The sequence below is a fragment of the Ruegeria sp. YTSA108 genome (assembly GCF_059610185.1).
On the sequence record NZ_JBXWND010000003.1, the window covers coordinates 393,880 to 404,678 of the forward strand.

11 protein-coding genes are annotated in these 10,799 nt (G+C 56.4%); 3 read left to right on the plus strand and 8 right to left on the minus strand.

All coding sequences use genetic code 11. The annotated features are described in order from the left end of the window. The first annotated feature begins 84 nt into the window (after positions 1–84). A complete protein-coding gene (locus AC2FHW_RS07240; RefSeq protein WP_496821701.1) occupies positions 85–456 on the plus strand; it encodes a hypothetical protein in 372 nt (123 codons plus the stop codon). Positions 457–496: 40 nt separating this feature from the next. On the opposite strand, the gene hemF is transcribed toward AC2FHW_RS07240, so the two are convergent. From hemF to clpS, 4 genes are read right to left on the minus strand one after another with little or no spacing between them, the layout of a single operon-like run. After that, positions 497–1,381, minus strand: coding sequence for an oxygen-dependent coproporphyrinogen oxidase (gene hemF / locus AC2FHW_RS07245; protein WP_142635911.1), 885 nt, complete (start codon positions 1,379–1,381; stop codon positions 497–499). Between the two features lie 4 nt (positions 1,382–1,385). Next, on the minus strand, positions 1,386–2,189 hold the full coding sequence (locus AC2FHW_RS07250; protein WP_142635913.1) for an SDR family NAD(P)-dependent oxidoreductase: 804 nt from the start codon (positions 2,187–2,189) through the stop codon (positions 1,386–1,388). Positions 2,190–2,226: 37 nt separating this feature from the next. Continuing rightward, a complete protein-coding gene (locus tag AC2FHW_RS07255; protein WP_496676253.1) occupies positions 2,227–3,192 on the minus strand; it encodes a class I SAM-dependent methyltransferase in 966 nt (321 codons plus the stop codon). Positions 3,193–3,223: 31 nt separating this feature from the next. Further along, positions 3,224–3,565 (minus strand): ATP-dependent Clp protease adapter ClpS, encoded by a 342-nt coding sequence (clpS, locus tag AC2FHW_RS07260; protein ID WP_142635917.1) that lies wholly within the window; start codon positions 3,563–3,565, stop codon positions 3,224–3,226. Positions 3,566–3,658: 93 nt separating this feature from the next. Between clpS and AC2FHW_RS07265 the strand changes: the two genes are divergently transcribed. Together AC2FHW_RS07265 and AC2FHW_RS07270 are read left to right on the plus strand one after the other, a co-directional pair. Then, the gene (locus AC2FHW_RS07265; RefSeq protein ID WP_496821704.1) at positions 3,659–4,360 is read left to right on the plus strand and encodes an HAD family hydrolase; all 702 of its coding nucleotides are present in this window, start codon (positions 3,659–3,661) and stop codon (positions 4,358–4,360) included. A gap of 281 nt (positions 4,361–4,641) precedes the next feature. Continuing rightward, positions 4,642–6,015: a D-alanyl-D-alanine carboxypeptidase family protein gene (locus AC2FHW_RS07270; RefSeq protein ID WP_496676246.1), complete on the plus strand. Its 1,374-nt coding sequence runs from the start codon at positions 4,642–4,644 to the stop codon at positions 6,013–6,015. 95 nt (positions 6,016–6,110) lie between these two features. On the opposite strand, the gene AC2FHW_RS07275 is transcribed toward AC2FHW_RS07270, so the two are convergent. From AC2FHW_RS07275 to AC2FHW_RS07290, 4 genes are all read right to left on the minus strand, one after another. Next, a complete protein-coding gene (locus tag AC2FHW_RS07275; protein ID WP_271948110.1) occupies positions 6,111–7,358 on the minus strand; it encodes a hypothetical protein in 1,248 nt (415 codons plus the stop codon). Positions 7,359–7,506: 148 nt separating this feature from the next. Continuing rightward, positions 7,507–8,268, minus strand: a complete 762-nt coding sequence (locus AC2FHW_RS07280) for a LamB/YcsF family protein (protein ID WP_271948108.1) — start codon at positions 8,266–8,268, stop codon at positions 7,507–7,509. 11 nt (positions 8,269–8,279) lie between these two features. Further along, positions 8,280–9,278 carry a 5-oxoprolinase subunit C family protein gene (locus tag AC2FHW_RS07285; RefSeq protein WP_271948106.1) on the minus strand — a complete coding sequence of 333 codons (999 nt, stop codon included), beginning with the start codon at positions 9,276–9,278 and terminating at the stop codon, positions 8,280–8,282. Further along, positions 9,275–10,030, minus strand: a complete 756-nt coding sequence (locus AC2FHW_RS07290; protein ID WP_496821705.1) for a 5-oxoprolinase subunit B family protein — start codon at positions 10,028–10,030, stop codon at positions 9,275–9,277. Before AC2FHW_RS07290 ends, AC2FHW_RS07285 begins: the two co-directional genes overlap by 4 nt. Positions 10,031–10,799 lie beyond the last annotated feature (769 nt).

Below are 10,799 nucleotides of genomic sequence, written 5' to 3' on the forward strand. Positions count from 1 at the left end.
CTGTTCTATGATTTCCCAAGGAAACCATTTTGTCCGGGGTCGAGCACCATGAAATACTTTGTATCAACATGTATTCTAACGCTGATGATGGTGCCTGCCATGGCCCAGGCTGTTGGGTTCGGGGTCGGTATAAACCCCGCATTCCAAACGACAGTGACACCACGTGACAATGGCGTTTACGAGGTCTCAACCAGCGGCAGTTCTGCGCCAGTGGCCTATTGGTGCGGGATCGGGGATTTTGCGATACGCACGCTTAGAACCAAATCGAACCAGCGTATTTACATAACCCGGGCCTATGACAAACAGACACGGACGGTGCAATTCTCGCTGACTGCGCCCGAAGGGGTTGATACGACGCCGGGCTATTCGGTTACTGTCAAACGCGTTGGCGAGAACATGTCAGCGGCATCGGCGCAGCGCTATTGCTCTGACAATTTCATGGATTTCGGGTTCTGAAACCTCGGAAGTAAAAAGCACCGCAGAGGCAGGTCAGGCGTTAGACCCATTTGGCCAAGGGCGGCAGGCTCATAAGCACTGCGTCCGGGTCGTGCCCGGTCTCTAGCCCGAATTTGGTTCCGCGGTCATAGACAAGGTTGTATTCGGCATAGAGCCCGCGATGAATCAGTTGGGTATCCTTATCGGCGGCGTCAAAGCTCTGTTGCCTGCGCTTTTCAACCAAAGGCAGAAAGGCTGGCAAGAAGGCCCGCCCGATATCCTGTGTCAGGGCAAAGTCCGATGACCAGTCCCCGGTGCAATAGTCATCCAGAAAGATACCGCCGACACCGCGGGCGCGCTTGCGGTGCGGGATAAAGAAATACTCGTCGGCCCACTCTTTCAAACGCGGATAATGGCCCGGTCCGTGGGGATCCAGATGGGCCTTCTGGGTTGCGTGGAAATGGGCAGTGTCTTCGTCATATTCGATACAGGGGTTCAGGTCTGATCCGCCGCCGAACCACCAGGCGTGAGGTGTCCAGAACATGCGCGTATTCATGTGAACAGCGGGAGCGTGCGGGTTCTGCATATGGGCAACCAGGCTGATACCCGAGGCCCAGAACCGCGGGTCCTCGGTCATTCCGGGAATGCCTTTTCGGGTAGCCATTGCCTGTTGCGCCCGTTCCCCGAGCTGGCCGAATACTGTCGAGACATTGACGCCGACTTTCTCGAACACGCGGCCGCCGCGCATCACGGACATCAAACCGCCACCGGCGTCCGCCCCGTCATCGGAATGCCGTTTGGTCTCTTTGACTTCGAAGCGACCGGGTTGAGCATCGGAAAAAGGTCCGGTGTCGTGGGAATCCTCAAGCTGCTCAAAAACGCTTACGATTTCATTGCGCAAGTCGCGAAACCAGGCTGCGGCGGTGGCTTTTTCAGTATCGAACATCTGTTTAATGGGCCGGGGCTGCGACGGGGTCCAGCAAAGTGCGTCCACCGTCAATGGTTAGGATTTGTCCAGTGATGAAACCTGCGGCGTCCGAGGCAAGGTACTGTGCGGTTTCGGCCAGTTCGTTTGGCGCGGCAATCCGGGAAAGGGGGGTGTGCTTTTCGATATCATCCCGAAATGTGCGATTTTCCTTGAGCGTGGATTGCAGCGAAGCGCTCATCACCGACCCCAGCGCGATCGAGTTCACGCGGATGCGGTTTGGGGCAAGGGCAACGGCTAGGGATCGGGTCAACTGATCAAGCGCTGCTGTAGACACCGAATAGGCCATCAGATCGGGATGAGTGCGACGGGCAGCAATCGAAGATAAATTGATGATGGATCCCGCAGGGTTTTCGTTTTCATCATCACCGGATTGCTTGATCATCCGTTTGGCAACAAGTTGGCTCAGTCGCAAGGCAGGCATCAGGTTCTGGTTCAACAAGGTGCGGACCGAGTCGTCTTCCATGTCCAATGGATCAGACGGGATAACCTGGCGCGAGCCATTTATCAGGATGTCGACCTGTTCGAAAGCGTCAATCGTGGCCGAAAGCAGGTTCGCAATCGTCAGCTTTTCACGCAGATCCCCGGCGAAGAAACGGATGTTGCTGTCATCTGCCTGCTCGCCCAGTTCATTGGCCAGTCGTTTTTCATCCATGTCGGCGAACATGACATTGGCCCCGGCATCCGCGAAGTGACGTCCGATGGCCAATCCGACACCATTTGCACCACCTGTGACGATCGCGGTCTTGCCGGCTATGGAAAAGGACATGCGTGTTCTCCTGATGTGCGGTGCAGGTTAGCGGGTATCACCGCCGAGGGCGAGAGGCGTGGAAGACCTTGAAACGATTGTCCCCGGTCACTTCCTTCATCTGCGCGAAGGCCTCGTTCAGCGTAATTTCATAGGGTAGGTGTCGATTGGCGACCATCCAAAGGGAACCGCCCCGTGTCAGACTGCGCGCAGCAGATTTGATGAATCCCTGACCCAACGTGGGATCAGCACTGCGCGATGTGTGAAACGGCGGGTTCATAATGACCGTATCCAGCGGCTCAGGCGCGCGCCAGGTGACCGCGTCAGCCCAGTGGAACTGTGCACGGTCGTCTTTTACATTTGCACGAGCACATTGCAGGGCGATGTGATCGGCCTCGACCAGATGCAATTCCTGCAGCCCCTTTGCACCCATTAGCCCTGTGGATAGGTATCCCCAGCCAGCCCCCAGATCGGCGACCCGACCGCCCAGTTTTTCAGGCAGGGCGGCAAGCAGCATTACTGAGGCCGGGTCGACCCCGTCTGCAGAAAATACTCCGGGCGCTGTCTGAAATCCGTCGGCGGATTGGGTGGCGGGTGCGGCCCAGTCCTCGAACGCGTTTACGTCGGACTGGAACCAAAAGATCTTGCCATGTGCTTTTGCGATGGGCCCCTGCACGGTTACGCGTTTGCGAATATCCTTCAACAGGCTGTCGACGCCATTTGTCTTGGCGCCGTCGACCACAACCAATCCGGCCGAACGCTGGCAAGCCTGATACACGAGGCTGCGGGCCAAAGCCTTGGCACGCGGCAGGAAAACGATGGCATCCTGGCACAGGTCATCGGCCTCGGGCGTGGCCCTGAATCCGTGATCCGCAAAATGGTCGTGAAACGGCTTGAATGGCTGGACTACCTGCGTATCTGAAGCCAGCCCAGCGAGGTCTTCCTCGGGCGTTGGCCCAATCAACGACAGGGGTTGCGCGATTTCAAGGCCGCTTTGCAAGGCAAGATCTAGGCGAAGGGACATTGGCAATTCCGAAAAGAGGTCAGGCGTCGCCTTACTCTTCGCGTTCCATAGTGCACTGCAGGGGGTGTTGATGGCGGCGAGCAAAATCCATGACTTGCCCGACCTTGGTTTCGGCAATCTCATGACTGAAGACACCAACAACGGCGACGCCCTTCTTGTGGACGGTTAGCATGATCTCGAACGCCTCTGCGTGGGTCATGCCGAAAAAACGTTCCAATACGTGAACGACAAACTCCATCGGGGTGTAGTCGTCATTCAAAAGCAGCACTTTGTAGAGCGGCGGGCGTTTGGTCTTGGGGCGCGTCTGTACCAGGATCGACGAATCTGCATCGTCGTCCGGTTTGTCAGACATCATCCATTGGTTCTCAAACATTAGGCGCAAACGTCCGATTCAGGCTTCGGTTTATCTGTGCGCTTATATAACGTCCAATGCGTCAGATAAAAGAGCCAGCAGGACGTTATCCAAATGGGCGAAAAACTAACCACAATCGGGTTCGATGCCGATGACACGCTGTGGCACAACGAACGGTTCTTTCAGCTGACGCAGGCACATTTTGTCGACCTGCTATCAGATCATGCCGAATCGGATCACCTGATGGACCGATTGCTGGCTGCCGAAAAACGCAATATCCGGCATTATGGGTATGGAATCAAAGGCTTCACCCTCTCCATGATCGAAACGGCGATCGAAGTGACCGAAGACCGTGTTCCTGCAGCGGTCATTCGCCAACTGATCGAAGCGGGGCAAGAGATGTTGGCCCATCCGATCGAGCTGTTGCCCTATGCCCGGCAGGCCATCGAAAGCGCTGCCGACACCCACCGCGTAATCCTTATCACCAAGGGCGATCTGATAGACCAGGAACGCAAACTTGCGCAGTCCGGTTTGGGCGATCTGTTCGACGGGGTAGAGATCGTGTCTGAAAAAACACCGGAAATCTATCGCCAGATCTTCGCGCAGCATGGCGAGGGGCCCGCTGCGGCTATGATGGTCGGAAATTCGATGCGGTCCGATGTGGTTGCTCCGATTCAAGCCGGATACTGGGGCGTATACGTGCCGCATGGGCTGGTCTGGGAGATCGAGCAGGCCGATGTGCCGGCCGTCAGTTCCAGATACCACGAATTGCCCGATCTTGGTGGATTGACGGCGCTTGTTCGCTCTTTGAGTTGATGTTGCCATTTGGTCGCAGTTTCCGAAAATAGGGGTCGGCCGACGACACAGTCTTGACGAAATGGCAGGTTTAGCGGTGCGCCACCGTTTGCACCGCCACATCTAGTGGGTCATTGACATACGCTGAAAGCGTTAAAGATATGAGCTTTCGGTTTCTTTCGCGGGGGTGCTGTGCTACGCTGATGGGTAATAAAATAAATAGTAGCTGACCGGGAAAACCCGGCGGCCTGAGGTAGACAGAGGCAAAAATCGTGCAGGTACGGCGGACAGTTCCGGCCCCTATGGGCGTATTCCTTGCAGCATTCCTGTTGTTGTTTTCCTTCGCTCCGGCGCAGGGCATTGCTGCCCCATATGCGGCGATGGTGATCGACGCGCGAACGGGCGAAGTGCTGCATTCCCGAAACGCCGATACACGCCTCCATCCGGCCTCGTTAACCAAAATGATGACACTGTACATCGCATTTGAAGCGGTTCGGAACGGCGAAATCACTCTCGATACGCAGGTGACCATCACCAAAAAGGCTTCCTCTGAACCGCCTTCAAAGCTGGGTTTGCGTTCGGGGCAGAAAATTGCTTTCCGCTATTTGATCCGTGCGGCGGCGGTGAAGTCGGCCAATGACGCTGCCACTGCCATTGGTGTTGCCCTCAGCGGGTCCGAGGCCGCCTTTGCGCGCCGCATGACACGTACCGCCAAGGCGATGGGAATGAGCCGTACAACCTTTAAGAACGCACATGGTCTGACCGAGGCCGGACATCTGTCGACCGCACGGGACATGACCACGCTGGGGCGGCATCTGCTGTATGATTACCCGCAATATTACAACCTGTTTTCGCGCCAATCCACGAATGCGGGGATCAAAACCGTTCCCAATACGAACCGTCGCCTGCTAGCGGCCTATCGCGGTGCGGATGGGATCAAGACGGGCTATACCCGTGCAGCTGGGTTCAATCTGGTTGCCTCGGCCAAGCGCAAGGACGAACGGATTATCGCGACTGTCTTTGGTGGCAATTCCGGCGCATCGCGCAATGCCAAAGTAGCCGAGCTGTTGGACATGGGTTTCCGCCGCGCCCCGTCGCGCGCGCCGATCCGCAAACCAGCCCGGCCGGCCTATGCCGGTAATGCAGGTTTGAATGCGAAAGTCGCCAGCGTAAGCGGCGCGCCCACCAGAAGCCTGCGACCGGTTCTTCGACCCCAGCGGGGGAGTACCGTTCTAGTGGCGAACAATGTCGCCGCAACCGCAGCCAAGAACGACGCGCGGATTCAGGACGGTATCGCCGCAGCCATCGCCTCGGCCGGTGTAGAGACGCCGACCGAAGGAACGACGCGCCCGACGGTCCGCACGGATGATCTGGTGCTGGCCTCGGCAGAACAGCCCGAGCCAGAGCAGGAAATCGTCACACGCTTGTCGACCTCTGGCGGTCATTTGTGGGGCGTGAATGTGGGGCGCTATACGACCCGGTACGAGGCTGAAAAGGTTCTACTGAAAACGGCCCTGTCGGAAATGACTACATTGGAAGGCACGCTGCGCAAGGTCAATCAAAACTCACGCGGGTTCGACGCGACGTTCCAGGGCATGACCCGAGAGCAAGCCGATCTGGCCTGCCGCAGACTTCAGGCCCGCAATGTCACCTGTTTCATGATCGGGCCGTCATAAGACCCGACATATACTCTCCTGGATGGGTCTGGCCACGGAATTCCGTGGCCCTTTTTTTCTGAGCGAGCGTGCCGTAGTAGGTGGCAGGGGTCAGGTCAGTCGAATACGTGGCCGTGCTGATATTGCTCATCCTGACCGGCGGCCGCAGTCAGGGCCGCGACGTTATCTTTGGTAAAGAACCCATCATACTTATGACAGCGCTCTATATACTCGGTGATCAGCAGAGTGTTCTTCGAATGTTTTGAGAAAATCTGCTTGAGGTTCGGATCGTCTTTGCACTCTCCAACCACATGGGCCAGGAATGGCACCCCCTGGTCTTTCAGAGTGTTCACAACGAAATCCACATTCTTTTCGCCCGCACCGTGATCGCCGTCCAGAATCTCGATCGCCATGTGATGCAGCCGACGTCCGAAATTGCGGACGAAATCCTCGGTTGGCATGGGCCGTTTGGCAAAAGAGTTTACAAACGAAGGCGTATTATTGGCTGTAAATACCTTAGCCGGGGATTTCTTGTCATCATCCACACCGGCATTGCGGTTCACATTGGTCGACGAATTCATGTCGAAAATGTTGTACGCCCCCCAGAAATAGTAGGGCACCATCGTCAGAAATTCGAGGATCGCATCCTCGCGCTCACCAGCCAGAACGCGTGTCGCCAGATGGTCGATGCCCAACATCAGTGAAGAGATATTGCTATCGGCACCAAAGGCAGCAGCCTCATCCAGTCGCGCTTGTTCTGCGCTGCTGAGCAATACCCTGTCGCCCAGACCCAAACTGTCGGTATCGTTGAAATCCAGCGTTGAATAACCGACCCGGTTGCAGGTGAAATCAGAAGGGGTGGTGAACCGAAGGCCCTTTAGCGTGTAAAACGGGTTCTCGGTGTCGCCGGAATATTCGAACCGGATATTCTGATCCTCCAGCGTTTTGGTCAGCGTGTTCAGGTCAGTGGCGCCAAACACTTCGCCAACATAGCGCGTTTGCGGCGTGTTTCGTGCCAACGGGTACATGCGGTTGATGCGCGGGATGAAGTCTTCGAATGTCGGGCTAAGCGGAGCCATCACGATGAGCGCCGGGTAGTTCAGGTGTGAATGCAGGACCGAGTATTTATGCGTCCGTCCAAGATAGCTGGCCGTGTGACGGTATGGCGACATCACATATAGCTCGACCAGAGTGTCGAAAAGAACGTCAGTTTCGACCTGAAGCACGACAGCGCGCATGGGCCCAACCTGCTGGGCGACACCAGAGCTGGCACGGCGTTCGTAAATTTTTGGCAAATACTCGTTGAAGAAGTCCGAATTCTTCTTGTCGCCGCGTGGTTCGTAAGACGCTAAATCAAAAGACATAAAGTTACTCCTTGCCCAGACTAGGCAAACCAGGTGCGGTTCGTTGCCGGGATTGTGGTATTCAGAACATATGCTTGCTGACATGCTAGGGAGGGAATTCAGCCTCGGCAACAGTCTGAGTACGGGCGGACGCATTGCACCCGCGGGATTACCGCAGGAACTTTGTCACCTCGACACCGCCCGCGATCAGGTTTTCGCGGACCGAATGCGCAATCTGAACGGCGGTTGGTCCATCCCCGTGCAGGCAGATCGTGTCGATCGCGGTATTAAGCCTTTTGCCGGTTTCGGTAATGATGGCCCCTTCGCTGACCATTTCCAGAATTCGAGGCCCTGCAATTTCAGGGTCGTGGATGACGGCGCCGGGCAAGCTTCGGTCGACCAGAGTGCCATCGTCGTTATAGGCGCGGTCGGCAAAGATTTCGCCGACCCACTTGCAGCCCAATTCCCGAACGGCTTCTTCCTGCTTGGTGACGGCCAGCACCATGATGATGATATCTGGGTTCACGTCCAGCGCGCCCTGATAACAGGCCCGCGCCATGTCGATATCGACCGAACACATGTTGGACAATGCACCGTGCAGCTTCAGATGCCGGACCTGCGTTCCAACGGCGTTTGCCATACCGATCGCCGATCCCAACTGATACCGAACAAGATTTCGCAGGCTATCATGGGGTATTTTCATATTGCGGCGGCCAAACCCCTGTAGGTCAGGAAAGCCGGGATGCGCGCCAATGCCGACACCGTTTTCCGCAGCCAGGGTCATCGTTTGCGCCATGACGTCCGGATCGCCCGCGTGAACGCCACAGGCAATGTTGGCCGAAGTGATAATCCGCAACAGGCTTTTGTCATCGCCCATGCTCCAGGGGCCAAAGCTTTCCCCCATATCGGCATTAAGATCTACGCTGGGCATCGGCAAACTCCTTAGTCTGTGGCAGAGATCATTCCGCTGACCAGTTGATAAGATAGCAGGTCAGCAATGTCATGAGGATCACGGATCAGCGGTTCGACCTTGGATGGCAGGTTGGCCAGTTCTTTTTGAAAAGCCGCCTGCAGGGAAATGGCCTCGTCCATTTCGACCAGCCTGAACTGAAGCTGTACGCCCGCCGGGGTTTGCGCAGCCCGCGGCAGGTCACAGGGAAGGACGGTCGCAATTCTGGGATACCCGCCGGTTGTCTGACACTCGGGCAGCAGAATAAAGGGATTGCCAGTGCCGGTCATCTGAATGTCGCCGGGGGTGATGACCTCGGACAATATGTTCAGCTGCCCTTTCACGGCGAAGCCCTCTCCGTCGCTTTCCAACTGCATCCCCATGCGATTTGCGCGGGGCCCGCGAGTGAATGTCGTGCGCAAAAAGCGGTCCAGCGTTTGCCGGTCGAACAGTTCGGTCTGAAAGCTGGCCACAACCCGCAGCGAACCGCCCGAGAACCGATCTTCAGCCCGCAACTTCTGTCCTGCCTGCTGTGACGCTGCCCCGGCGGATAAGCTGTCTCCGGCCTGTAGGGCGCGCCCGATTTTGGCAGTAAGGTGAGTTGAGCGGGATCCCAGAAACTCCTGCACCTCAATACCGCCGCCCAGGTGCAAATATCCATAGGTTCCCCGTGTGGCGGCCCCGACTATCACCCGCTGTCCGGTCTCAAGGTGGTAGGTGGCATTCCACGAAATGGCAGCGCCATCAATACTGGCCTGCATCGGTGCGCCCGTCAGTGCAATCTGTATGGGATGAGTGGCCTCAAACTCACCGCCCATTCCGGCCATTTCAAGCGCGGCAAGTTTAGGACTTTGTCTCAACAATGCGGCGCCTTCGTGCAGGGCCAGTAAATCTGCTGCGCCAGATCGGGAAAGCCCTTGATCCAGATATCCGTGGCGGCCTTGGTCCTGTATTGTACAAGCAGGCCCTATGCGCAGGACAGACAGGCTCAAACCGCGATCTCCTGACAGGTCGCGCCGCCTGATCCATCAACGTCATTAGCGCGTATCGCCTCTAGTTCCTCACGCGTGACTGACACGAACTGCATTTCGTCGCCGGGTTTCAGGGCAAAGCTGTTCTGTGCTTCAGGACGAAAACAGCGAAAAGCGGTTTGGCCAATATGTCGCCACCCGGTTGGTGTGGGTCCCGAGAAAAGGACAAATTGCGAAATCGCCAATACCAAAGCGCCCTCGGGCACCATCGGGGTCAACTTCTTGAGGCGCGGTATGTTGAACTCGGGGCCGAGCGGGCCAAGATATGGCTGACCGGGAGCAAATCCGATCGTCAGGACGCGGACGGTTGTGGCGCTCAATCGATGAACGGCTTCATCGGGGGACAGCTTGGCCGCAGCCGCTGCTTCATCTAATTGAGGGGCAAGCGCGCCGCCATAAACCGTGGGGACACTCCATAACCTGCGCCCCTGGGGGAGGGGCGCTTTGTACCAATCCCGCCGCCGCAACAGCTGCTCGACCCGGTCGCGAAGGTTTGCGTGGGCAAACTGGGATGGTTCAAATCGGATATAAGTCGACGCCAGCGTCGCAGAGGTTTCAATGACACCTTCCCACCGTTCAGAATCCACCGCAGCTCGAAACGCCAATGCTGCCCGGTTCGATGGCTCGGCCATGGTTTCGGCGAAAGAGACCAGCAGACCGTCAAAGCCGACGGTGCATATGCGTGGGAAGATGGCGGCGTGTGTTCGTGTCATCTCGCTGCGTGCCAGTAGGTAACTAGTCAGGTGACCTGAACGCAATCCAGAGCGTTTCGCAAGAGAGGGTGCAAAGTATTTGCCGGTGCATCCCCGTTTCAGACCGCGTGCAGGCAAATTCCGACTCGGTGCGGGTGTGTTTCATACCCGGCGACTCATACGAGTCTTGTAGTAGACGTGGGGAGCTCAACAATATGTTGATATCGGGCATAGCTCGTACGGATAGCAGTGTGGATACCTTAGGCGTGATAATGGGCTTTCCTGGGTGCATCGGTCGAATTTATCACCTTAATTATCTGAATTTATTGAGTAAAATAAGAAAGTGCAAAAAAGTTGCTCAGGGCGTGATTTTCTGCTTGCGGTGTATGTTTGTAATGCTTAGAACCCCCTTCACCGGCGCTGCTGAGGCGCTTGTGACACACTGGAGAGACGGTGGGACGGGCTGGAGAGACGGTCGGACGCATCGGAGAGACGGTGGGCATCTTAGGGAATGATTTAGGCGGGCGCGCTGATGTTATTGGCGCAACGGTCTGATTTTTGGCTCTGGGTGTTTTGTTCTTTGACATTGATGGATAACTGAAGAGATATGTGGGCGGTTTGGTTCGTTTTCGACGGATTGAATGTCTGTATATCGCGCTCTTAGGTTTTATTGTTTTGCGCTCAAGTAGCGTGAGCGGTAGCGCCGATTATAGAGTGTCAGCTTCACTGTTTGTACGGCTTTCGGTTTCTGATGAAACCTAGAGCACATACAGACAGAAGACTTCATCAG

Excerpts from the sequence above, each read along its gene's own strand:
- AC2FHW_RS07240 (WP_496821701.1), top strand. The coding sequence starts at position 85 with ATGATGGTGCCTGCCATGGCCCAGGCTGTTGGGTTCGGGGTCGGTATA.
- hemF (WP_142635911.1), bottom strand. The coding sequence starts at position 1,381 with ATGTTCGATACTGAAAAAGCCACCGCCGCAGCCTGGTTTCGCGACTTG.
- AC2FHW_RS07250 (WP_142635913.1), bottom strand. The coding sequence starts at position 2,189 with ATGTCCTTTTCCATAGCCGGCAAGACCGCGATCGTCACAGGTGGTGCA.
- AC2FHW_RS07255 (WP_496676253.1), bottom strand. The coding sequence starts at position 3,192 with ATGTCCCTTCGCCTAGATCTTGCCTTGCAAAGCGGCCTTGAAATCGCG.
- clpS (WP_142635917.1), bottom strand. The coding sequence starts at position 3,565 with ATGTTTGAGAACCAATGGATGATGTCTGACAAACCGGACGACGATGCA.
- AC2FHW_RS07265 (WP_496821704.1), top strand. The coding sequence starts at position 3,659 with ATGGGCGAAAAACTAACCACAATCGGGTTCGATGCCGATGACACGCTG.
- AC2FHW_RS07270 (WP_496676246.1), top strand. The coding sequence starts at position 4,642 with ATGGGCGTATTCCTTGCAGCATTCCTGTTGTTGTTTTCCTTCGCTCCG.
- AC2FHW_RS07275 (WP_271948110.1), bottom strand. The coding sequence starts at position 7,358 with ATGTCTTTTGATTTAGCGTCTTACGAACCACGCGGCGACAAGAAGAAT.
- AC2FHW_RS07280 (WP_271948108.1), bottom strand. The coding sequence starts at position 8,268 with ATGCCCAGCGTAGATCTTAATGCCGATATGGGGGAAAGCTTTGGCCCC.
- AC2FHW_RS07290 (WP_496821705.1), bottom strand. The coding sequence starts at position 10,030 with ATGACACGAACACACGCCGCCATCTTCCCACGCATATGCACCGTCGGC.